The 23,346-nt window shown below is 62.2% G+C and carries 19 protein-coding genes and 2 pseudogenes; 20 read left to right on the top strand and 1 reads right to left on the bottom strand.

Annotated features, from left to right (window positions below; genetic code table 11):
* Window positions 1-105: 105 nt before the first annotated feature.
* The 20 genes and pseudogenes from LPB072_RS14645 (at window position 106) to LPB072_RS14550 (ending at window position 21,476) form a co-directional block, all read left to right on the top strand.
* On the top strand, window positions 106-990 hold the full coding sequence (locus LPB072_RS14645) for an FAS1-like dehydratase domain-containing protein (protein WP_066084958.1): 885 nt from the start codon (window positions 106-108) through the stop codon (window positions 988-990).
* Between the two features lie 34 nt (window positions 991-1,024).
* Window positions 1,025-2,187: pseudogene (locus LPB072_RS14640) on the top strand (acyl-CoA dehydrogenase family protein).
* A 9-nt stretch (window positions 2,188-2,196) separates the two neighbouring features.
* On the top strand, window positions 2,197-3,420 hold the full coding sequence (locus tag LPB072_RS14635; RefSeq protein WP_231943253.1) for a CaiB/BaiF CoA transferase family protein: 1,224 nt from the start codon (window positions 2,197-2,199) through the stop codon (window positions 3,418-3,420).
* A gap of 42 nt (window positions 3,421-3,462) precedes the next feature.
* On the top strand, window positions 3,463-4,827 hold the full coding sequence (locus LPB072_RS14630; protein ID WP_066084394.1) for an MmgE/PrpD family protein: 1,365 nt from the start codon (window positions 3,463-3,465) through the stop codon (window positions 4,825-4,827).
* A gap of 2 nt (window positions 4,828-4,829) precedes the next feature.
* A complete protein-coding gene (locus LPB072_RS14625) occupies window positions 4,830-5,702 on the top strand; it encodes an HpcH/HpaI aldolase/citrate lyase family protein (RefSeq protein WP_066084395.1) in 873 nt (290 codons plus the stop codon).
* Window positions 5,703-5,718: 16 nt separating this feature from the next.
* Window positions 5,719-6,171, top strand: coding sequence for a MaoC family dehydratase N-terminal domain-containing protein (locus LPB072_RS14620; RefSeq protein WP_066084396.1), 453 nt, complete (start codon window positions 5,719-5,721; stop codon window positions 6,169-6,171).
* Between the two features lies 1 nt (window position 6,172).
* The gene (locus LPB072_RS14615; protein WP_066084397.1) at window positions 6,173-6,625 is read left to right on the top strand and encodes a MaoC family dehydratase; all 453 of its coding nucleotides are present in this window, start codon (window positions 6,173-6,175) and stop codon (window positions 6,623-6,625) included.
* On the top strand, window positions 6,615-7,418 hold the full coding sequence (locus LPB072_RS14610) for an enoyl-CoA hydratase/isomerase family protein (RefSeq protein WP_066084402.1): 804 nt from the start codon (window positions 6,615-6,617) through the stop codon (window positions 7,416-7,418). The genes LPB072_RS14615 and LPB072_RS14610 overlap by 11 nt, the downstream gene beginning before the upstream one ends.
* Window positions 7,419-7,468: 50 nt before the next feature.
* Complete coding sequence (locus LPB072_RS14605) at window positions 7,469-8,374, top strand: SDR family NAD(P)-dependent oxidoreductase (protein WP_407927811.1); 906 nt, start codon at window positions 7,469-7,471, stop codon at window positions 8,372-8,374.
* A 14-nt stretch (window positions 8,375-8,388) separates the two neighbouring features.
* Complete coding sequence (locus tag LPB072_RS14600) at window positions 8,389-8,784, top strand: Zn-ribbon domain-containing OB-fold protein (RefSeq protein ID WP_066084405.1); 396 nt, start codon at window positions 8,389-8,391, stop codon at window positions 8,782-8,784.
* Window positions 8,781-9,959 carry a thiolase gene (locus tag LPB072_RS14595; RefSeq protein ID WP_066084408.1) on the top strand — a complete coding sequence of 393 codons (1,179 nt, stop codon included), beginning with the start codon at window positions 8,781-8,783 and terminating at the stop codon, window positions 9,957-9,959. The genes LPB072_RS14600 and LPB072_RS14595 overlap by 4 nt, the downstream gene beginning before the upstream one ends.
* A gap of 37 nt (window positions 9,960-9,996) precedes the next feature.
* Window positions 9,997-11,151, top strand: coding sequence for an acyl-CoA dehydrogenase family protein (locus LPB072_RS14590; RefSeq protein ID WP_066084411.1), 1,155 nt, complete (start codon window positions 9,997-9,999; stop codon window positions 11,149-11,151).
* A 72-nt stretch (window positions 11,152-11,223) separates the two neighbouring features.
* Window positions 11,224-11,637, top strand: a complete 414-nt coding sequence (locus tag LPB072_RS14585) for a PaaI family thioesterase (RefSeq protein ID WP_066084414.1) — start codon at window positions 11,224-11,226, stop codon at window positions 11,635-11,637.
* Between the two features lie 59 nt (window positions 11,638-11,696).
* On the top strand, window positions 11,697-13,214 hold the full coding sequence (locus tag LPB072_RS14580; RefSeq protein ID WP_066084417.1) for a class I adenylate-forming enzyme family protein: 1,518 nt from the start codon (window positions 11,697-11,699) through the stop codon (window positions 13,212-13,214).
* Between the two features lie 389 nt (window positions 13,215-13,603).
* Window positions 13,604-14,734: a TAXI family TRAP transporter solute-binding subunit gene (locus LPB072_RS14575; RefSeq protein WP_082876671.1), complete on the top strand. Its 1,131-nt coding sequence runs from the start codon at window positions 13,604-13,606 to the stop codon at window positions 14,732-14,734.
* 225 nt (window positions 14,735-14,959) lie between these two features.
* Window positions 14,960-16,936: a TRAP transporter permease gene (locus tag LPB072_RS14570; RefSeq protein WP_066084419.1), complete on the top strand. Its 1,977-nt coding sequence runs from the start codon at window positions 14,960-14,962 to the stop codon at window positions 16,934-16,936.
* Window positions 16,933-17,607 (top strand): 3-oxoacid CoA-transferase subunit A, encoded by a 675-nt coding sequence (locus LPB072_RS14565; protein WP_066084421.1) that lies wholly within the window; start codon window positions 16,933-16,935, stop codon window positions 17,605-17,607. The genes LPB072_RS14570 and LPB072_RS14565 overlap by 4 nt, the downstream gene beginning before the upstream one ends.
* A pseudogene (locus tag LPB072_RS14560) lies at window positions 17,604-18,250 on the top strand (3-oxoacid CoA-transferase subunit B). The gene LPB072_RS14565 and the pseudogene LPB072_RS14560 overlap by 4 nt, the downstream one beginning before the upstream one ends.
* 13 nt (window positions 18,251-18,263) lie before the next feature.
* Window positions 18,264-19,667, top strand: coding sequence for a hypothetical protein (locus LPB072_RS14555; RefSeq protein ID WP_197508832.1), 1,404 nt, complete (start codon window positions 18,264-18,266; stop codon window positions 19,665-19,667).
* Between the two features lie 54 nt (window positions 19,668-19,721).
* Window positions 19,722-21,476 (top strand): acyl-CoA dehydrogenase family protein, encoded by a 1,755-nt coding sequence (locus tag LPB072_RS14550; RefSeq protein ID WP_066084426.1) that lies wholly within the window; start codon window positions 19,722-19,724, stop codon window positions 21,474-21,476.
* 679 nt (window positions 21,477-22,155) lie between these two features.
* On the opposite strand, the gene LPB072_RS14545 is transcribed toward LPB072_RS14550, so the two are convergent.
* A complete protein-coding gene (locus LPB072_RS14545) occupies window positions 22,156-23,346 on the bottom strand; it encodes a mandelate racemase/muconate lactonizing enzyme family protein (protein WP_066084429.1) in 1,191 nt (396 codons plus the stop codon).

Genomic DNA, 23,346 nt, shown 5'->3' with positions numbered 1-23,346 from the left:
AAAGTACGGCTTTGGCAATCAGAGATTGCGTGACTTGGCCACTGAGCCGACCATAGCGCCCGTGCCCAATCTTGTCTCCCGCCCTTCATTCTTATGCCTGTTTTCATGAGCGACGAAAACCAAACCCTCAATGCCACCACCGTGACGCATTTGCACAGCTGGATCGGTCGAACGGAAACGATCCTCGACGGTATTGCTCCGGCGCCGCTGCGCGCCCTGGCGGCCACGCTGGATCGCGAAGACCCTGAACCGGTGGTCGGCGCACCGTTGCCGGCCCTTTGGCATTGGCTCTTCTTTCTACCCAGTGCACGGCAAAGCGAAATCGGGCCCGACGGGCATGCGAAACGTGGTGGTTTCTTGCCTCCGGTTCCCCTGCCCAGGCGGATGTGGGCTGGCGGGCGGTTGCGATGGAAAGAAGAGAACCCGCTCCTGGTTGGCGATGCGGCTCAGCGCATCTCGAAGATCGCTTCGGTGGTACACAAAACCGGGCGCAGTGGAGACCTGTTGTTCGTGCTCGTTCAGCATGAAATCCACAATCAGCGAGGTCTGGCGCTGACAGAAGAGCATGACATCGTCTACCGAGCCGCAGCGCGACCGACCGATCCGACACCCGCGCCCATTGCGGCCGAACGGGGTGCGGCATGGCGGCGAGAAGTGGTGCCCGATGCTGTGCTGCTGTTTCGCTATTCGGCGCTCACTTTCAACGGCCATCGCATCCACTATGACCGAGGCTACGTGACCGAGGTCGAGGGTTACCCGGGCCTGATCGTGCACGGGCCGCTGATCGCAACCCTGCTGCTGGATTTGGTTCGCCGGCAGCTGCCTGGTGTGCGCATCCAGTCGTTCGAATTCCGGGCCGTGCGGCCCACGTTTGACCTGCACAGCTTCCAGCTGAATGGCGAGCCATCGGCAGACGGCAAGACTGTTCGGCTTTGGGCCCAAGACCATGAAGGCTGGCTGACCATGCAAGGCAGCGCCACCTTGGCCTGAGCCCTGGCCCCAGACACACAACAACCCACACCCCATGATCAAGACCGCCCCCGACCAGTACCAGGACATCCGCGATGCCGTGCGCGCACTCTGCGCCGAATTCCCTGACGCCTACCACCGCCAGATCGATGAGCAGCGCGGCTATCCCGAGGCGTTTGTTGATGCGTTGACCAAAGCCGGGTGGCTGGCGGCCATGATTCCAGCCGAATATGGGGGGCTGGTCTGGGTCTGGCCGAGGCCTCCGTGATCATGGAGGAGATCAACCGCAGCGGCGGCAACTCCGGCGCCTGCCACGGCCAGATGTACAACATGGGCACCTTGCTGCGCCATGGTTCGGCGGCTCAGAAAGCTTTGTACTTGCCCAAGATCGCCAGCGGCGAATGGCGCCTGCAGTCCATGGGTGTGACGGAACCCAGCACTGGCACCGACACCACCCAACTCAAAACCACGGCGGTGAAGAAGGGCAACAAATACGTGGTGAACGGCCAGAAGGTCTGGATCTCGCGGATTCAGCACTCCGACTGGATGATCTTGCTGGCGCGCACCACACCACTGGCCGAGGTGAAGAAAAAGACCCAGGGCATGAGCATCTTCATGGTCGACTTGCGGCAGGCCGAAAAAAGCGGCATGACGGTGCGACCCATTCCCAACATGGTCAACCACGAAACCAATGAGCTGTTCTTCGAGAACCTGGAGATCCCCGAAGAAAACCTGATCGGCAAGGAAGGCGAAGGGTTCAAGTACATCCTGGACGGCTTGAACGCCGAGCGCACGCTGATCGCAGCCGAGTGCATTGGCGACGGGTACTGGTTTCTTGACAGGGTCACGAAATACGTGCGCGAACGCGTGGTGTTCGGCCGCCCGATCGGGCAGAACCAGGGCGTGCAATTCCCGATCGCCGATGCCTACATTGAAGTTGAAGCGGCCAACCTGATGCGCTACAAGGCCTGCGAGCTTTTCGATGCGGGGGAGCCCTGCGGCGCGCAAGCCAACATGGCCAAGTACCTGGCTGCCAAGGCCAGCTGGGAAGCGGCCAACGCCTGCATCCAGTTCCATGGCGGCTTTGGCTTCGCCAACGAATACGACGTGGAGCGCAAGTTCCGGGAGACACGCCTTTACCAGGTGGCTCCGATCTCGACCAACCTGATCTACTCCTACGTGGCCGAGCACCTGCTTGACCTGCCGCGCTCGTTCTGAAGGTCTGGCATGACGACCGCACCAATGCCCAGCGCACAGCCGCACACCGACCGTCCTCGCCCACTTGACGGCATCACGGTGGTCTCGCTTGAGCATGCGATTGCCGCGCCGTTCTGCACCCGCCAACTGGCGGATCTGGGTGCGCGCGTCATCAAGGTGGAGCGCCCCGGTGGAGGTGACTTCGCCCGCGACTACGACACGCGGGTCAGGGGGTTGGCCTCTCACTTCGTCTGGACCAACCGCTCCAAAGAGAGCCTGGCGCTGGATCTGAAACAGCCCGGCGCGCTGGCGGCCTTGACGCGCCTTTTGCAGACTGCCGATGTGCTGGTGCAAAACCTGGCCCCCGGTGCGGCTGCCCGCATGGGCCTGTCTTTTGCGGCGCTGAACGAAGCCAACCCGCGCCTGATCGTTTGCGATATCTCAGGTTACGGGGATGACGGCCCTTACCGCGACAAAAAGGCCTACGACCTGTTGATCCAGAGCGAGGCCGGTTTCCTGTCGGTCACCGGCACCCCCGAGGTGCCCAGCAAGGCCGGCAACTCGGTAGCCGACATCGCCGCCGGCATGTACGCCTACACCAGCGTGCTCTCAGCGTTGCTGTTGCGCGGGAAAACCGGGACCGGCAGCCATATCGACGTATCCATGCTCGAAGCCCTGGGCGAATGGATGTCTTTTCCCATGTACTACGCCTTCGATGGTGCAGCCCCGCCGCCGCGCAGTGGCGCCGCGCACGCCAGCATCTACCCCTATGGCCCCTTTGCCGCCGGTGATGGCGGCACCGTGATGCTGGGATTGCAAAACGAGCGTGAGTGGAAGGCTTTTTGCGACACGGTCTTGAAGACCCCCGATCTGGCGGTTGATCCGCGCTTTGACAGCAACGCGCACCGCAATGAGAACCGCGATGCGCTCAAGGCCATCGTGCTGGCGGCTTTTGGTGCACTGAGTGCCGACCAGGTCTGCGCCTTGCTGGACCAGGCGCAGATTGCCAATGCGCGCATGAACGACATGGCCGGCGTCTGGGCCCACCCCCAGCTTCAGGCGCGCGAGCGCTGGCGCAGTGTGGGCACGCCCGAAGGCGACATTCCCGCACTGCTGCCGCCAGGTCGCAGCAACGCCTTCGACTACCGCATGGACCCGGTTCCATCGGTCGGAGAGCACAGCGAAGCCATCTTGGCAGAGGCTGGTCTGAGCGCTGATGACATAGCAGCCCTCCGCGCCTCAAGCGCGATCTGATCCTCTTATTCCGCACCCCATACGCCGCCTGAAAGCATCCACATGACGTCCCCCAGCGCCCAACTTGCCACCTTTGCCGCCGAACTGCGGTTCGAACAGATTCCCGAAACGGTGGTCCGCAAGACCGAAGACCTGCTGGTTGACTGGTTCGGGTCGGCCGTGGCCGGACACGGTTCGCGCCCAGTAGACAGCATCGCGCGTTTTGCCATGTCCATGGGCGGAGCGGGCGAGCCCGGTAGCACGTCGGAAGTCATCGTCAACCGGCGCCGCACCAGCCCGTATCTAGCGGCCATGATCAACGCCGCGGCCTCCCATGTCGCCGAACAAGACGATGTGCACAACGGCTCGGTCTTCCACCCTGCTGCGGTGGTTTTTCCCGCGGCGCTGGCTGTGGCGCAGGCGATCGGCGCCAGCGGGGAACGTTTCTTGACCGCCTCGGTGGCGGGTTACGAAGTGGGTATCCGCGTCGGGGAGTTCTTGGGCCGATCACATTACAAGGTCTTCCACACCACAGGCACCGCCGGCACGCTGGCGGCAGCGGCAGCGGTTGGCAACCTGCTCGGCCTCAACACCGCGCAGATGCTGCATGCCTTCGGCTCGGCGGGCACGCAGTCGGCAGGGCTGTGGGAGTTTCTGCGAACCGCATCCGACAGCAAGCAGCTGCACACCGCCCACGCCGCCGCCGCCGGTCTGATGTCGGCCTACCTGGCCCAGGACGGCTTCACTGGCGCAGCGCAGATTTTTGAAGGACCACAAGGCATGGCCGCCGGCATGTCCAGCGACGCCGACCCCGCCAAACTGGTGGATGGTTTGGGTCAGCGCTGGGCGACGGTGGAAACCTCCTTCAAGTTCCATGCCTCTTGCCGCCACACCCATCCCGCCGCCGACGCGCTGTTGCAGGTGATGAAGGCCAACAAACTGCGCCCTGGTGATGTGGCGCGCGTGATCGCGCAGGTGCACCAAGGGGCCATCGATGTGTTGGGCCCGGTGGTCAATCCGAGCACAGTGCACCAGAGCAAGTTTTCCATGGGCACGGTGCTGGCTCTGGTGGCGCGCTTTGAGCATGCCGATCTCAATGCCTTCGATCAACACTTTCAAGACGCCGATACCGTGGCGTTTTGCAACAAGGTAGAGATGCAGCTCGACGAAGAAGTGGACACCGCTTACCCGCAACGCTGGATAGGCAAGGTCACGCTGCACACCACCGATGGCCGCGTTTTGCATGGCCGGGTGGACGAACCCAAGGGCGACCCGGGCAACACCTTGAGCCGAGCAGAAATCACCGACAAGGCCTTGCGTCTCGCGGCGCACAGCGGTGGTTCCACACCGTCGCAGATGCAGGCAGCCATTGATGCTTTGTGGCACATCGCCAGCGCCGAACGCGTCGAGACGTTGCTGAACCCCTGAGCATGCCCCCGTTGTCTATTCTGGCCACAGCCTGCTGCTTTCTGTTCGTTCCCGCGAACCGCCCGGAGCGCCTGGGCAAAGCATTGGCCTGTGGTGATGGCGCGGTGATCGTGGATCTGGAAGACGCCGTGGCGCCCGCCGACAAGATCACCGCGCGGATGCAGTGGGTGCAGGCCTTTGCCTCCGTGGGTGAATCGGATCGCGCGCGCTTGCTGGTGCGCATCAATGCCGCGGGAACGCCTTGGCATGAAGACGACTTGGCGATGGTGAGACAAATCACCGCCCAAGGCTTGGGTGGGGTGGCTGTGCCCAAGGCCGAGAGTGCCGCGCAGCTGGCACACGTGCTCGCCCATATGGTTATGGCCGCTGAAGCCCGTGTTCTTGTGCCTCTGATTGAGTCGGCACGAGGCATGGGCGCGCTTGACGAACTGGCCAACTGCCCGGGCGTGCTGCGCCTGGCGCTGGGTCATCTGGATTTGCAGGCCGATATGGGCATGCGCTGCGATGTGGACGAGGCCGAGTTGCAGTCGGCTCGCTTCGCCTTGGTGGCCGCTTCGCGCCGTGCGGACCTGGCCTCGCCGGTGGACGGCGTCACGGTGGCGATAGGCGACACGGCGCGCCTGCAAGCCGACACCGCGCGCAGCCGCCGTTTCGGATTTGGCGCCAAGTTGTGCATACACCCGGCACAGCTGGCAACCATTGCTGCTGTGTTCGCCCCTACGCAAGACGAGCTCGAATGGGCTCAGCGGGTGATGGCCGCGCAAGCTCGGGCCGCAGGCGCCGCATTCAGCTTGGACGGACGCATGGTCGACGCACCCGTTGTTCTGTTGGCCCAACAGACCCTTGCACGGACACACCACACAAAGCTTGCATGAACAGGAACCATTGGAAATGATCGACAAACGCTGGATAGGGCATGCCATGCCGGCCTTCGATGTGCTGGTGGAAGCTGGGCGGTTGCGGTTCTTTGCGAAAGCCACGGGGCAAATCGACCCCATTTACACAGACTTGTCGGCCGCCCAATCGGCTGGCCACCCGTCGCTGCCGGTCCCACCGACCTTTTTCTTTTGTCTGGAGTTTGAGGCGCCGGATCCGGCTGCGATCCGCACGCTGCTGGGCATCGATTACCGCCGCTTGCTGCATGCTGAGCAGCGCTTCAGTTACCACGCCATGGCCTACGCAGGCGACACCTTGCGCTTTGAACAGCGCATCGAAGACATCTACGAAAAGAAGGGCGGCGCGCTGGATTTTGTGCTGCGGTGCACCCGCGTGAGCAACCAGCGCCAGCAGTTGGTCGCCGAGTTGCGCAACCTGATCGTGGTGCGAAACAACACCGAGGACTGATATGAACCACGCCCCAGATTTCGACCGCATCCAGGTCGGCGACGCGCTGCCTGCTTTTGAAACGCCACCCCTTTCCCGTCTCAGCCTGGCGCTGTACTGTGGCGCCTCGGGGGACCACAACCCGATTCATGTTGATACCGATTTCGCCAAAGCAGCCGGTCTGTCTGACGTCATTGCCCACGGCATGCTGTCCATGGCCTGGCTGGGCCGGGTGCTCACGGACTGGGCGCCGCCTTCTGCTTTGCGCGAGTTCGGCGTGCGCTTTTCCGCCGTCACCCACGTTGGTGACCGCATCACTTGCAGCAGTCAGGTGTTGGAAAAGTTTGAACGCGCAGGCGAACACTGTGTGCGACTGGCACTCACGGCCACCGACCAACGCCATCAAGTCAAACTCACAGGCGACGCGGTGATCGCATTGAGCGGGCCGGTGGCGGGAGCATCCCATGCCGTCTGATCTGGCGTTTGAGCGCATTCGTTTGGACGTTCAGGATCAGGTTGCCATCCTCACCCTGAACAACCCGTGCAAGCGCAATGCCTTTGACCTGCTGATGCGCGAGGAGATCGGGCTTGCCATGGCCTGCGTGCGACAAGACCTCGGTATCCGCGCGCTCATTCTGACCGGTGCCGATGGGCACTTCTGCTCCGGCGGTGATTTGCGCAACATGGCCAGTGTCGATCTGGACAACGCGGGCTGGCACCAGCGCATGCAGTCGCTGCACCACGGGTTGCGCGATTTGCTCACCCTGGACCGTCCGGTGATCGCGGCGGTGGACGGTGCCGCCGCCGGCGCCGGCTTCAGTTTGGCCTTGATGGCGGATTTCGTTTTGGCCACGCCGCGCGCACGTTTCTGCATGTCGTTCATGAAGGTCGGACTGGTGCCCGATTGCGCCGCCTTCTACACCTTGCCACGCATCGTCGGTCAGCAAAGGGCGCGGGAACTCATGCTGTCGGCGCGCGACGTGGGCGCGGCAGAAGCCTTGCAGCTTGGGCTTGTTCTGGAATTGCATGAACCCGATGGCCTGATGGCAAGGGCGCGGGCCATGGCAGGGAGTCTGGCGCAGGCCTCGCCGACCGCCGTCAGCCTGATCAAACGCACGCTGGCCTCGCCAGCCCAGGACCTTGCCACCCTGCTGGAAATGGAGGCCTCTGGTCAGGCGCTGGCTGCGGGCACGCCCTACCACCACGAAGCGGTGCAACGCTTTCTGAACAAAGAACCGGCCCTGTACCAGTGGCCGGCCAACCCTTGATGAACCGCATCAGCAACACACAGGAGATACCAATGAGCAAGAACACAGGCATGGTTGAAGGCAAGGTGGTCGTGGTGACCGGCGCCGGTGGCGGCATCGGCCGCGACATCGCGCTGGCCATGGCCCGCGACGGGGCCAAGGTGGTGGTCAACGACATCGGCGCTTCGGTGTCAGGCGAAGGCGCTGACGCGGGGCCGGCCCAGAGCGTGGTCAATGAAATCAAGGCGCTGGGCGGCGAAGGCGTTGCCAACACCGACAGCGTGTCGGAGGCTGCCAGCGCCGGGCGCATCATTGAATGTGCGCTCGATACCTTTGGCCGCGTCGATGTGGTGGTCAACAACGCCGGCATTCTGCGCGACCGCTTTTTCCACAAAATGGGCGTAGACGAGTGGGATGCGGTGATCAAGGTGCACCTGTATGGGGCTTACCACGTCAGCCGCGCCGCAGCGCCGCATTTCAAGGCCCAGGCTTCGGGCAACTACATCCACATGACGTCGACCTCCGGTCTGATCGGCAACCTGGGTCAGGCGAACTACTCTGCGGCCAAGCTTGGCGTGACCGCTTTGTCGAAGTCGATTGCGCTGGACATGGAACGCTTCAATGTGCGCTCCAACTGCATCGCACCCTTCGCCTGGAGCCGCATGATTGGCGCTATCCCTACCGATACGCCCGAAGAGCAGGCGCGGGTTGATCGCATCAAGCAAATGACGCCGGCCAAGATCGCGCCGCTGGTGGTGTGTCTGGCCAGCGATGAAGCAAGCGAGGCCAACGGCCAGGTGTTTGCGGTGCGCAACAACGAGATTTTTCTCATGAGCCAGCCCCGGCCTGTGCGCTCGGTACACCGCTCGGAAGGCTGGAGCCCGGCCTCCGTGGCCAGCCACGCACTGCCGGCACTCAAAGCCATGTTCTATCCCCTGGACCGCTCTGCCGACGTGTTCAGCTGGGACCCTATCTGAAACGGAGCAATTCCATGACTGAGACCTCAACTCCCACAGGTGCGCAAGCCCACCACCAGAGCGTGCTGGATCAGGGCCGTTTTCTGATTCAACACTGCCCTGACTGCCAGAAACACGTGTATTTCCCGCGTGAGCTTTGCCCGCATTGCGGCGCGGCGCCGCTGAACTGGGTGGCACCCACGGGCCACGGCACGGTGTACGCCGTGACCACTGTGCGCCGCAAGGCCGAAGCCGGCGGCGACTTCAACGTCTGCCTGGTCGATCTGGACGAAGGCGTGCGCCTGATGAGCCGGGTGGACAACCTGGCCCCGCAAGCGGTGCGCATCGGGCAGCGCGTGAAAGCACGGGTGCAGGTGAACGAGGGGCGGGGCTTGGTGGTATTTGACGCTGAAAAGGGAGACGCGGCATGAGCGCAGATTTGAAAGCATTGCGCGGCAGCGCCGCCATCGCGGGCGTGGCCACTTTCGGTTGTGGCGAGGCGCCGGGCTTTACCGACATGGAGTTGCTGGCCCGTTCGGCGCATGCCGCGGTGACCGATGCTGGCCTGAAGATGAGCGATATCGATGGCCTGTGCACCGCCAGCGGCGGCGCCACCATGTGGGCCATGCCCGTGGCCGAGTACCTCGGTATCCGGCCTCGTTACATCGACAGCACCATGATCGGCGGCTCCAGCTTCATTGCCCATTTGTTGCCCGCCATGCAGGCACTGCGTTCGGGCCAATGCAAGGCGGTGTTGGTTTGTTATGGCAGCGCACAACGCACGGCCAGCTTCGGCCGCAAGGAGGTTGTCGCCAGCCGCAAGTTTCTTGATCCGCAGCCTTACGAAACACCTTATGAACCCATGTTGCCGCCATCGGCTTATGCGCTGGCGGCTTCGCGCCATATGCATGAATTTGGCACCACACGGCGCCAGCTTGCCGAGGTGGCCGTGGCTGCCCGAGCTTGGGCTGGACTCAACCCGGAAGCCTTCATGCGCGACCCCTTGAGCATCGACGACGTGCTGAACGCCCGCATGATCAGCGACCCGTTGAGCGTGCGCGATTGCTGTCTGGTCACCGATGGCGGTGGCGCCTACGTGCTGGTGAGCGCCGAGCGCGCCAAAGACCTGCCCCGGAAGCCGGTCTATGTCCTGGGCAACGCTACGGCGGTGTGGCACCGGCAAATCTCAAGCATGCACGATCTGACCGTCACCTCGGCCACCGAATCGGGCCGTGAGGCCTTCGCCATGGCCGGACTCTCGGCCAAGGACATGGACATGGCGCAGCTGTACGACGCGTTCACCATCAACACTTTGCTGTTCCTGGAAGACCTCGGCTTTTGCAAAAAAGGCGAGGCCGGGGCCTTTGTTGAAAACGGTGCCATCGGCCCTGGTGGCCGCTTGGCGGTGAACACCAATGGCGGGGGGCTGTCTTGTGTGCACCCAGGTATGTACGGCATTTTTGCCTTGATCGAAGCCGTGCGCCAGCTGCGCGGCGACGCCGGTGAGCGCCAGCTCAAGAACCCGAACACCGCGGTGGCGCATGGCAACGGCGGCACGCTGTCCAGCCAGTCCACGGCCGTGCTGGGCACCGCCGACACGCTCTGAAAACTTTGCACCACCGTTACGCTGAGAAAGAACCGACATGATCCGCGACCCCGAAACCCTGACCGCCTTGCTCGATACGGTGAACCGCTTTGTGCGCGAACGCCTGGTACCGGCCGAAGCCGAGGTGGCCGAGACCGACCTGATCCCTCATGACCTCGTCAACGAGATGAAGCAGATGGGCCTGTTTGGTCTGACTGTGCCCGAAGCTTATGGGGGCCTGGGCCTGACCATGGAAGAAGAGGTCGAGGTGATGTTCGCCATGGGCCAGACCTCGCCCTGCTTTCGCTCGCTGTTCGGCACCACGGTGGGCATTGGCTCGCAAGGCATTCTGTTTGACGGCACAGAAGAGCAGAAGGCGCGCTACCTGCCCAAGCTGGCCACAGGTGAGCTGGTGGCTTCGTTCGCGCTGACCGAACCCGATGCCGGGTCCGATGCGGCGTCGCTGCGCACCACCGCTATTCGCGACGGTGATCACTACGTGGTCAACGGAACCAAACGCTTCATCACCAACGCGCCAACGGCCGACATCTTTACTTTGATGGCCCGAACCGATCCGGCCGACAAGGGCGCAAGCGGTGTGTCGGCCTTCATTGTTGAGGCGAAAACGCCTGGCTTGTCCATTGGCAAGATCGACAAAAAAATGGGCCAGCGCGGCGCCCACACGGCGGATGTGATCTTCGAGAACTGCCGGGTACCGGCTGGCCAATTGATCGGCCTGCAGGAAGGGCAGGGGTTCAAGACGGCGATGAAGGTGCTGGAAAAAGGCCGCATCCACATCGCCGCCATCTGCGTCGGGGTGGCTGAGCGCATGTTGCGCGATGCGTTGAATTACGCTGTGGAGCGCAAACAGTTTGGTCAGGCGATTGCCGACTTTCAACTGGTGCAGGCGATGCTGGCCGACAGCCAGGCCGAGGTATACGCCGCCCGCTGCATGGTGCTTGATGCGGCGCGCCAGCGCGACGAAGGGCGCAACGTGTCGACCCAGGCATCGTGCTGCAAGCTGTTTGCCTCCGAGATGTGCGGCCGGGTGGCCGACCGCGCGGTGCAGATTTTTGGCGGCGCAGGTTACTTGAGTGAATACGGTATCGAACGGTTTTACCGCGATGTGCGCCTGTTTCGCCTCTATGAAGGCACCAGCCAGATCCAGCAACTCGTCATTGCGCGCAACATGGTGCGTGAGGCGCGCCGCTGAGTGAGCCGTTCTGGCCGGCGCTGCGCTGTGCCGCCGGGCCATACCAAGACCCCATCCAACCCGAGTTCCTCCATGCACAGCCCTGAAAAAACCCCTGTCGACACCTCCACCTTGTTTGCCCAGGTGGGGTTTAACCAGTTACTGGATTTGCGCCGGGAGTTCGCCGAAGACGGTGTGTCGCGTCTGGTGCTGAACGCCCGGCCTGAGCTGACCAACAACTTCCACAACCTGCACGGCGGCGTGATCATGACCATGCTCGATGGCGCGATGTCCAGCGCGGCGCTGTCGCGCTCTGGTTTCCGGAAAGCGGTGGTGACGATCGAGATGTCCACCGCGTTTTTGAAACCGGGGCGTGGTCGACTGGTGGCCCACGGCAAGGCCATCGGTGGTGGTAGGTCGGTCTGTTTTTGTGAAGCCCGCCTTGAGGACGAAACTGGCGAACTCGTGGCGAGGGCCATGGGCACGTTCAAGTACGTGTCCGCCTGAGTGCCCCGGAACGCCTGCGGTTCAACCGCTCCTTTCTTCCATTTCGTCACCCCAAAGCCATGACCGCGAACACAGAACCCCGTATCCACGAACTTTTTGACGCCCGGGCGGCAAGTGCTCCGGAGCAAGTTTTTCTCATCACCCCGGAGACCACATGGACCCTGGCCGCGCTTGGCCAGCTGGTGGCGACACTGGAGCAGGAGTTGCGCAGCTCCGGCGTCGTGGCCGGGGATCGGGTGCTGGTGGTGGCCGAAAACTGCGCCGAGCATGTGGCCCTGGTGCTGGCTTGTAGCCGGGTGGGGGCTTGGTCGTGCGGTGTCAATGCCCGGATGTCGCGCGCAGAAATCAACGGCTTTGTTGCCAAAGCCGATCCACGGGTCGTGTATTTCACCACCGCCGTGTCGGAGGCTGCACAGGGGCATGCGCTGGCCGCCAACGCCTTGCCTTCGGTGGTCAGTGCGCTGCAACGGGCGCCCACGCGGTCGAACGCCGTGGCCGAGCAGGGCACGCTGGCCGAGCAAGTGGCGGCTATCATTTTTACTTCGGGCACCACGGGACAGCCCAAGGGCGTGCTGGTGACACACGCAGGCTTGCTGCAGTTCGCCCGGGTCTCGGCCGAGTCGCGCGAGCTGGGCCTGCAAGATCGGGCCTATGCCTATTTGCCCATGACCCACATTTTTGGTCTGGGCACGGTGTTGATGGCGTCTTTGTATGCCGGTTGCCAGTTGGTCATGCGCAGCAAGTTTGACCCTGCCGATGTGTTCGATGCGCTGGCGCACGGCGGTGTTTCGATGTTGCAAGGCCCTCCCGCGATGTTTGCCCGCCTGATGAGCTGGCGGCGCCAACAGGGCCTCAGCGAACGCCCACATTGTCCGGCGTTGCGCTATGTGTACGCGGGCGCTGCGCCGCTGGACATGGGGCTGAAGGACGCCGTTGAAGCCTGTTTTGACAAGCCGCTGCACCACGGCTATGGGCTTTCTGAATACGCCGGAGCGCTGTGCTTGGTGCGCATGGGTGTGGTCCGCCGTGACACCTCGGCGGGTTATCTGGTTGACGGCGCCGAGTTGCGCATTGTGGACGCCGAAGGCCACGATCTGCCCGCGGGCGAGCGTGGTGAAATCTGGATGCGCGGCGTGGGCTTGATGCCGGGCTATTTTCGCGATCAGGCGGCGACCGAGCAGGTCATGCGCCCCGGTGGCTGGTACGCGAGCGGCGATCTGGGCTTCCAGGAGCCCGACGGGGCGCTGACCGTGGTGGGGCGGTTGAAAGAGATGATCATTCGTTCAGGCTTCAATGTGTATCCCGGCGAGGTTGAAGTGGTGTTGGCGGCCTTTCCCGGTGTGGAGCGGGTGGCCGTGGCGGGTCGCCGGGAGGCCGACGGCAACGAAGAAATTCTGGCGTTTGTTGAGGCCGTGCCCAACCAGACCATCGACCTGGCGGCGTTGCGGGTGTATGCCGCCGAACACCTGGCACCTTACAAGCGTCCTTCGCGCATCGTGCCAGTCGATGCCTTTCCGATGACGCTCAGCGGCAAGGTGCTCAAGCGGCAAATGATCGATGCGGTGTCCCCGGTGTGACGGATCTGTCGCGCGTTGACACCCCCTGTTTTTCGGCCTTTCGTGTGCCTTGATGCGCTGGTGTTCATCTTTCGTGAAGCCGTGCTTTGGAAATTCAGAATTGCGGTTTGAAGGCAGATGCGACAACATGAACCTCGTTGACGCCCGCAATGAGTCCCGCAAGGTCTCTCGGAGCGGGTTCAGCCGAAAGCACCCTCGCTCGCGGTGAAACGCAAATCTGCGTTTCAGGCAACCGGTTTAGGCCTTTTGTGTGTGTTGTGGGGTGCCTGGTGCATGTGATTGACGTTGGCAATTGAAGTGCCTTGGCAGCTATGCTGCAAAACTTGTCCACTGATCTTGTGTGCAGCCCGCCTCAGATCAGGGGTCAACATAACTTGAATGGAGACAAGATGACAAACCGATCGAAAATCCTGGCCGCAGTTGCCGTGGCCGCGGCCATGGGTATGACCCCCAGCGCTTTTGCCCAGGGCCTGCCTGATTCCATGACCTGGTCTGCCTACGACGTGGGTTCGGCTGGTTATGCCGAGGCATCGGCCATTGCCGATGCCTTCGGCAAAAAATATGGCACACGGATCCGCATCCAGCCTTCTGGCTCTTCGATCGGCCGCTTGCAGCCGGTGTTGACGAAGCGCGCCGAAATCGGTTTTCTTGCCACCGAGACATTCTTTGCCACTGAAGGCGTGCACGATTTCAGCGAACGGCGCTGGGGCCCTCAAGATCTGCGTGCCATTGCCGGGCGGCCCGGCGCATTTGGCGTCTTCACCGCTGGCGACAACGGCATCAAACAATTGAAAGATTTGAAGGGCAAGCGTGTGGCCTTTGTGGCAGGCAATCCATCGGTCAATGTGAAGTGCGAAGCGTTTCTGTCGTTTGCAGGCCTGAGCCGCAGCGATGTTGAGGCGGTCACCTTCCCGACCTATGGCGCCGCCATGAGTTCGGTGGCTCAGGGCCTGTCAGATGCGTCTTGCACGACCACCACCCCGAGCCAGGTGTACGAGCTGGAGCAGTCGCCCAAAGGCATCCGTTGGCTCGACGTACCTCCCGATGACAAAGAGGGCTGGGCCCGCCTGAAGGCTGTCGCGCCGTTCTTCCAACCGCTCAGGGAAACAGTGGGCGCAGGCATCAGCGAAGCCAAGCCGGCCAACATCCTGGCCTACCGCTATCCGATCATGGTGGTGCGCGCGGACATGGACGACAACACCGCCTATGCGGTGATCAAGGCGCTGGACGAGACCTACGGCATGTACAAGGATGCCACCAAGGTCATGCCACGCTGGAAACTTGACGTGGCCGGCACCCCGTCCATCGATGCACCTTTCCATCCGGGCGCCATCCGTTACCTGAAAGAAAAAGGCATCTGGACGGCGGAGCACCAACAGTGGAATGACGACCGCATGGCGCGCTTGACGGCCTTGCGTGGCGCCTGGGCCAAGACCCTGGTCGAAGGCAAAGGCAAGAGCGACGAAGAGTTCGGCAAGATCTGGGATGCACAGCGGGCCATGGCGCTCAAAGCGCTCTGAGACCGAAGAACCCGGCTACCCCGGGAAGGGCTCCTCCAACCGCTCTGTGGCGTCAGTGGCGCGGCGGTTGTGGGTAGCCATTTTTCAGGGGGCTGATGAGTCCCTGCCCGACCGCCAGGACATCTTCCTTTGGGATTGATCCCCAGATTTTCTGGCGGCCGGTGCACCGGCAGACCCGGTCGGCGGCCAACGCGCCAACATCTCCTTCACCAAAATGCAGAAGCCATGAACTCGTCTATTCCCGCTGGTTCCGCCGATGACCTGCCGCTGGGCGCGCAGCCCGAACCCCGATTGCATGGCGTGGCCAGGTGGGTCTGGCTGGCGCTGGGTTCACTGGGCATGGTTCTGGCCATCAACCAGACTTTCAACCTGTCTTTGCTCGGCTTTTTGCCGCTGGGTAACTCCTATCTTTACTATTTGATTGGCATCTTTCTGGCCGCTGCATTTATCAGCATACCGGCCACCGCCAGCAGCAGTGCGCGCGTGGCCTGGTACGACTGGCTGCTGTGTGCGGCCGTGTTGGGTGCCAGTCTTTACCTGGGCATGCATGGCCTGACCATCATCGAACAGGGTTGGGACTACTCGGCCCCGCTGCCGGCCACGGTGGCATCGGGCGTGATGCTGCTCATGGTGCTGGAAGGGGTGCGACGCGCCGGGGGCTGGTTGCTGCTGGGTGTGGCCTTGCTGTTTGGTGCTTACCCCTTGTTTGCCGACCACCTGCCCGGTTTTCTCTGGGGCACGCAATACACCTTTGGCGAAACCATTCGCGCCCATGTGATGGGCGTGGAAAGCATCATTGGCATTCCGATGCAGGTGGTGGCCCAGCTGGTGATCGGTTTTGTCGTGTTTGGCGCGGCGCTCACCGCCACCGGCGGTGGCGAGTTTTTCATGCGGTTCGCAGCCGCCTTGATGGGCCGCAGCCGTGGTGGTCCGGCCAAAGTTGCGGTTTTGTCCAGTGCCATTCTCGGCAGCTTGTCTGGCAGCGTGATCACCAACATTCTCACCAGCGGCCCCATCACGATCCCGACCATGAAGCGCACCGGTTACCCGGCGCATTACGCGGCAGCCATCGAGGCCTGTGCCTCGACAGGGGGCACGTTGATGCCGCCTGTGATGGGCGCGGTGGCTTTCATCATGGCGTCTTTTCTTGGCGTTCCTTACTCCGAGATCATCATCGCGGCCTTTTTGCCCGCCTTGTTGTTCTATCTGGCGCTGTTGTTCCAGGTGGATATCTATGCGGCAGCCCGGGGCTTGAAGGGCCTGCCCGAATCCGAGATTCCCAACCTGTGGGACACACTGAAGGACGGCTGGCCGTACCTGCTCAGCCTGGTGATGTTGATCTACATGCTGCTGTTCATGCGACTGGAGGCCTACGCGCCGTATTACGCTGCCGTGGTGTTGCTGGGTATTTCGATCTTCAAACGCAACAACCGGCTGAACCTGAAGCGCGCGGTGACTTTCCTGACCGATCTGACTGGCAGCCTGGCCAATCTGGTCGCCATTCTGGCCGGTATCGGGTTGGTGGTGGGCGGGCTCTCCTACACCGGTGTGGCCGGCGCCTTCTCGCGAGAACTGCTGTTGTACGCCGATGGCAGCATTCCCTTGATGCTCGCCGCCGGGGCCATCACCAGCTTCGTGCTCGGCATGGGCATGACGGTGAGTGCCTGCTACATCTTTTTGTCCATCTTGCTGGCACCTGCCTTGATTGCCGCCGGGTTGAACCCACTGGCCAGCCACTTGTTCATCCTCTACTGGGGCATGATGTCTTACCTCACGCCACCGGTTGCGCTGGCCGCCATCACGGCCGCCGGCATCTCGGGCTCAAGCCCGGTGAAAACCGGGTTTTATGCGATGCGCCTGGGTGCCATTCTGTTCATCTTGCCCTTCTTGTTCGTGATCGAACCTGCGCTGATTTTGCAAGGCCCATGGCAAGGCATCGCCTCGGCCTCGACGACCGCAGTGATCGCGATCTGGTTGCTCTCTTCCGGCATGGAGGGATACCTTTACCGTGTGGGCGCGCTGTCATGGACGGTGCGTGCGCTGGTGCTGTTCTCCGGTCTTGCGCTGGTGTATCCCGAGCGCATCAGCGATATGGTGGGGCTGGGCATTGTGGCGTTGATCTACCTGGCCAGCTGGCAGCGAGGCAACCGAGGGAAATCCGCGCATCCGGCCGCGTTGGCAGAGAAAGGGCCGCAGCCATGATCAACAAGATCGTCGCAACGCTTCAGCAGGCGGTTGAGGGCATCCGCGATGGCGATACCGTGATGATCGGGGGCTTTGGCAACTCCGGCATTCCCTACCAATTGATCGAAGCGCTGCGGCAATTGAAGGTGCGTGATCTGGTGATCGTTTCCAACAACGCCGGCGTTCGGGAAGAGGGCATTGCAAGTTTGTTGCGCGACCGCATGGTGCGCAAGTTGATTTGCTCCTACCCCCGTTCCAACGGCTCCGTCTGGTTTGAACGCCTGTACGAAGAAGATGCGATTGAGCTGGAGTTGCTGCCGCAGGGCACGCTGTCCGAACGCATCCGGGCCGGAGGCGCAGGCATTGGGGGGTTCTTTACCCGTGCCGGTTACGGCACAGCACTGGCCGACGGCAAAGAAACCCGTGTCATCGACGGCCATGGCTATGTGCTGGAAAGCCCATTGAGGGCCGATGTCGCCTTGCTCAAAGCCGACCGAGGGGACCGCTGGGGCAATCTGATCTACAACACGGCCGGGCGCAACTTCAACCCCATCATGGCAACGGCGGCCACCACCACGGTGGTCGAGGTGGCTGAAATTGTTGAGCTCGGCGAGCTGGATCCCGAGGCCATCGTGACCCCGGGGATCTTTGTCAATCGACTGGTCCAGAGAACCGCGGGCATCCCATGAAGTTACTCAAAATTGAAGACGTGGCGCGCCGCCTGGCGCAAGACATTCCAGATGGTGCGTATGTGAACCTGGGCATCGGCATGCCCACCATGGTCGCCAACTATGTGTCACCCGACCGGGAGGTGGTCTATCACAGCGAGAACGGCATTCTTGGCGTGGGCCCCGCACCCGCTGATGGCCAGGAAAACCCCGAGCTGATCAACGCCAGCAAGCAACTGGTCACGCTGCTGAAGGGGGGGCCTATTTCGACAACGCGCAGTCCTTCGGCATGATGCGGGGTGGTCACCTCGACATCGCGGTGCTCGGGGCCTACCAGGTGTCGGCCACCGGTGACCTGGCCAACTGGTCCACCAACCAGGAGCATTACCCGCCGGCTGTGGGCGGTGCCATGGACCTGGCGGTAGGTGCCAAACAGGTCTTTGTGCTCATGCGGCACACCATGGCGGATCAGACCCCAAAGATTCTGGAAACCTGCAACTACCCATTGACGGGCGTTGGTGTGGTGACACGCATCTACACCGATCTGGCGGTGATCCACGTCACCCCGCAAGGGCTGCAAGTGCATGAACTCCATCCAGGCAACAGCTTCGAAGAAGTGCAGGCACTGACCCGCGCACCGTTGCTGCCGCCTGCACCACACTGACCGCCGGCCAGACATGACGGACGGCTCAGTCACCACCGCGCGCACCGAGCAGGTACCGGGCCCATCACCTTCACCTTCGGTTCCTTACCGAAACATCCGCTCGATCTTTGCCTACCTCGCCTTGCTGGCCGGGCTGCTGCCCGCTGCGGCCAACACAGAATTGCTGGGCGCGCCCCTGGTTCTGATCGCGGTTTTGGCTGGTTGGGGCGACCTGCGCCGCGTTTCACGGGTGTTGTTGTTGCTGGTTGCGGGATCGGGTCTGGCCGCATGGCATTGGGCGCCCGATTTGCTGCTCAGGGCCGCCGTCAACACCACCCACCTCACAGCGCTGGTGGTGGCAGTGATGTTGCTCTCGGCCACACTGGGCACTTCGCGTGATCTGGGGGTGCTGTCCAGCAGCCTGTTTGGCGGCCGACCGCTGCCGCGCTACCTTGGCATAAGTTTTGCCACCGGCTTTCTTGCGGTGCCGCTCAACTTCGGTTCGGTGGGCGTGATGAGCACCGTTGTTGCACGGGTCAAGCACCTGCGCGGCGACTCCAGCCTCACACGCAACGCAGCAAGAGCGGTGCTTCGTGGATTTGCTTTGGCTTCGATTTGCTCACCATTGTCCGTTTCGGTTGTCATCACCCTCACGTTTCTGCCCACACTGGGCCTGCACCAGTTGATCGCCGTCAGCCTGCCATTTGCCGGCCTGTATCTGTTGCTGGGCAGTGTCTTTCGCGAGCCAGAAGAGGTGCCTGCCATGGACGCTCCTGCCTTGCCCGGTGCCGAAGCGGATGTGTCGACGGTGTTGCCCTGGCTGCGGTTCACGGCTTACATCATCTCCATTTGTCTGGGGGCGTGGGCGTTGAGCAGCTTTGGGCAAATGCGCTACTCCCTCGCGGTGGCGCTGAGTTGTCTGGGGGCCGTGGTCTTTGGCTGGTTGTTGAAGCGGCTGCGTGGAGAGCCCGATGGCTTGCCCTCGATGGCGCAAGTGGGCAACGAACTGGTGGTGATGTGTGGTTCGGCCTTTCTGGGCGTGCTGGCCAGCGGGGCGGGTTTGTATCTGCTGGGGCTGGACGTCGGTTTGCCCGTCTGGGCCAGCCCGTGGGTGGCGTTTGTCGTGCCCTTCGTGTTGTTTTTGGCCGGCATGTCGGGGCTGAACCCCATCGTGACGGGCACCCTGGTGGGCGCCATGTTGGCGCCGGTCTGGCCTCCATCGGCGTTCCTCGGCCTGGGCATCGGCATGGTGTCGGGCTGGGGATTGACCGTGGCCGGCACACCGTATTCGGCCAACTCGATGCTGCTGAGCCGCATCACCGGTTATGACGCCCAGACCGCCGCATTGCAATGGAACCTCAGGCTGTCGATTTGGGCGCTGTGTCTGGCCGGTTTGTTGGCGGCCGGTCTGACCCACTGGCTGGTGACGGCACCTTGAACAACGTGAGCCAGTGCCTGTGCGCTGCCCATCCCCTCAACAGGAGACTACTCGATGACCGACCCCAACACCGCATCCCGCTCGGACGCCATCCCGGACCGCCATGGCGCCAATCTCTTTCTCGCCGACCCGTCATTGGCTACTTTGTTGCAAACCTATTTGCCGGCAGAGGTGTACCGCCATGTCGAACCGGTCTTCGTTGAGCTCGGTGCCGCGACCGGAGGCCGGCTGGACGATCTGGCCCAGCTTGCCGACAGGCACCCTCCGACGCTGAAGCACCGCACCCGCACCGGCGAGGACCTGCAGCGCATTGACAAACACCCCGCTTATGTTGAGTTGGAGCGCATGGCGTTTTCCAAGCTGGGGCTGGCCGCCATGAGCCACCGTGCCGGTGTTCTTGATTGGCCCGAGCCCTTGCCCAAGCTGGTCAAGTACGCGCTCACCTATGTGTTTGTGCAGTCCGAATTTGGTTTGTGCTGCCCTTTGAGCATGACCGACTCCCTGACCGGCACCTTGCTCAAACACGGTGATCAAGCGCTGATCGAGCGCTATTTGCCTGAGCTCACCACCCAGGACTTTGACCAGTTGTCGCAAGGTGCCATGTTCATCACGGAGCAGGGTGCCGGGTCGGACGTATCGGGGGTGACGACCCGCGCCTACCGCGACGGCGACGGCTGGAAACTCGAAGGGGAGAAGTGGTTTTGCTCCAACCCGGATGCGGGCCTGGCCATGGTCCTGGCGCACGTCGACGGGGCACCTCCCGGCATGAAGGGACTCGGCCTCTTTTTGATGCCGAGAACGCTGCCCGATGGCAGCCGCAACCGCTACCACATCGTGCGCCTGAAAGACAAGCTGGGCACGCGCTCCATGGCCAGCGGCGAGATCCGGCTGGCGGGTGCCTCCGCCTATCCGGTGGGCGAGATCGGCCGCGGCTTTCACAACATGGCCACCATGATCAACATGTCACGTTTGTCGAACGGCGTACGCGCCGCCGGCCTGATGCGCCGTGCTGTTGGTGAAGCCCTGTTCATCGCAAGGAATCGCCAGGCGTTCAACCGGCACCTGATCGACATGCCGTTGATGCAACGCACGCTGATCAAGATGCTGCTGCCCAGCGAGCAGGCCCGCACGATGTTCATGCACCTGGCAGTGTGCATGGGCCGAGCCGACAGCGGTGACCAGGACGCAGAGAAGTTGGTCCGCATCCTCACGCCACTGATCAAGTTTCGAGCCTGCCGCGACGCCCGAAAGGTCACGCAAGACGGCATGGAGGTACGCGGAGGCTGTGGCTACATCGAAGAATGGTCTGACCCACGCATCGTGCGCGACGCGCTCCTAGGCTCGATCTGGGAAGGCACCAGCAGCATTGTGGCGCTGGACGTCGCCCGCTCGATTCAGCGCGACGACACACTGGTTTTCTTAACGAGCTATCTGCACCGGAAGTTGGAGGACCCGAGAATTCCAGCGCCTTCACGCGAAGCTCTGGGCGATGCATTGCTACGGGTAGCAACCTTTACAGAAGCTTGCGCCAAGACGCCAGACAGCGTAGATGTTCGTCAGGCCTCGACAGCGTTGTACAACATTGCTACGGCGATTCTCATGGCGTGGGAAGCTGCGCAATCTTCTGGAAACTATCGACGGCTCGCTTTGGCGCACATGGTGCTGCAATACAGAATATTGCCGAATGATCCACTGAGTTCGGAGGCTCAGTTAGATGCACAGTCGCTGATCCAACAAGTATTGGAAGAAGTGCCGCTCACCATGGTGGAAGCAATGAGTGCTCTTCCACGGGGCGCTCGCGACCTGTAGCGTGGTTGTCTCTGAGATTCCGCAGCACGCTATCGAGGTCGATGCAATTTGCGTCAGGGGTCATTGGGTGTAAGTGCCTGCGCATTGAAGGACCGCCTTGCGGGCCACGGACGTTTCTCTGGTTCAGCGCTAAAACACCTGCTTGCAGTCGGGAACAGCTGAATGTTCCCAAAGTCTGCTGAACCCTTGAACCCTTGAACCCTTGAACCCTGCCGTCGTAGTTCTAAACGCCTTATTCCCCGGGTCGCGGGGGCCAGTCACAAAGCGTGAAATCACATTGCGTTCGCCGCTTGCGGCAATCGCTGCAAAGGCGAGATTGAGGTTTTGCAGGTCGCCTCAAGGTGGTATGCAGCCGCTCAGGGTCGGCAGGTGAACGGCAGGTGAACGGCAGCCCGAGCCGAAACCGGTCGCAAGACCGTCAGCAAGGCGGATGACCGCTGCACCACGGGTTCCAGACATTCGAAACTGATGGCTGGGCGTTCGCAATGCTGCAAGTGATCATTCACGGCAAAAAACCTCAAACGCCCGCTGGGCAGCGCAGACCGGTCGCTTGATCATGGTCAAGACAACGACTTTCGAGTCGTTTCAAGCGGAAAGTTGAAGCAGCCTATCGAAGCGGCAGAAGTCCAGTTTGCCCAAGTGCAATGCACGCCGGACTGAGACCCCTGGCTTCGCGGGATCACACCGAAACCGGGTGGTGCGTCATGTCCAGGTGCAATTCTTTGCCTGTGTAGGGGTTCGCGCACGCCACGTCCTCATCGAGTTCAACCCCCAGTCCGGGCGCAGTCGGGGGGATCACGAAGCCGTTTTCCCATTGCATCGGCTTTTTCAGAATCCGGCTATGAAAGCCCTGCCAATCCTCGATGCTTTCCAGAATCAGGAAGTTGGGGCTGCAGGTGGCGAGCTGGACGTTGGCCGCGCCCACGACGGGGCCACAGTACAGGTGGGGCGCGATTTGCACATGGTAGGCCTCGGCCATCGAAGCGATCTTCTTGGCTTCCAGAATGCCGCCAACGCGTCCCAGGTTCATTTGAAGGATGGCCGCAGCGCCTTCTTCGAGCAACCGCAAGAAGTCGTATTTGGTGGCGAGGCGCTCGCCGGTGGCAATCGGAATCGTGGTGCCGCGTGCAACCTTGCCCATTTCGCGCGGGTTGTCGGGCGGCATGGGCTCTTCGAACCACAGGGGGTCGTAGGCTTCCAGGCGCCGCGCCAGGCGAATCGCACCGGCCGCGGTCATTTGGCCATGGGTTCCAAACAGCAGATCGGCCTGGTTGCCAACGGCCTCGCGCAGCTGCTTGCAAAAGCGTTCGCTGCGGTCCAGTTCGTGCAGGGAGAGTTGGCGTCCGTCGTACGCGGTGTAGGGGCCTGCCGGGTCGAACTTGACCGCGGTGAAACCCATGGCCAGGTACTCGGCCGCCCGTTCGGCCGCCAGCACCGGGTCTTCGTAGACGTTGGTCTTGTCCCCGGCCTTGGGGTAAATGTAGGTGTAGCTGCGCAGTTTTTCATGCACCTGGCCGCCCAGGAGTTTGTAGACCGGCTTGTTCACCTCTTTGCCCACAATGTCCCAGCATGCCATCTCGATGCCGCTGAGGATGCCCATCATGGTCAGGTCGGGGTGTTGGGTGAATCCGGCCGAATAGACGCTGCGCCACATGCGCTCGATGTCGGACGGCTCTCTGCCGATGACGCAGCGCTCGACCACATCGACGATCATTTTCTCAACGATGGACGGATGAAACGGCACGCAATACACCTCACCCAGACCTTCAATGCCGGTGTCGGTGATGAGTTTGAGAAAGACGAAGTAGCGGCCGCCAAAGCTGGGCGGTGGGTTGCCCACGACAAAGGTTTTGACATCGGTGATTTTCAT

It is taken from the genome of Hydrogenophaga crassostreae, from assembly GCF_001761385.1.
GTDB classification, from domain to species: domain Bacteria; phylum Pseudomonadota; class Gammaproteobacteria; order Burkholderiales; family Burkholderiaceae_C; genus Hydrogenophaga; species Hydrogenophaga crassostreae.
The sequence above is the reverse complement of the archived record's forward strand: the minus strand, read 5'-3'. Positions and strand labels throughout refer to the sequence as shown.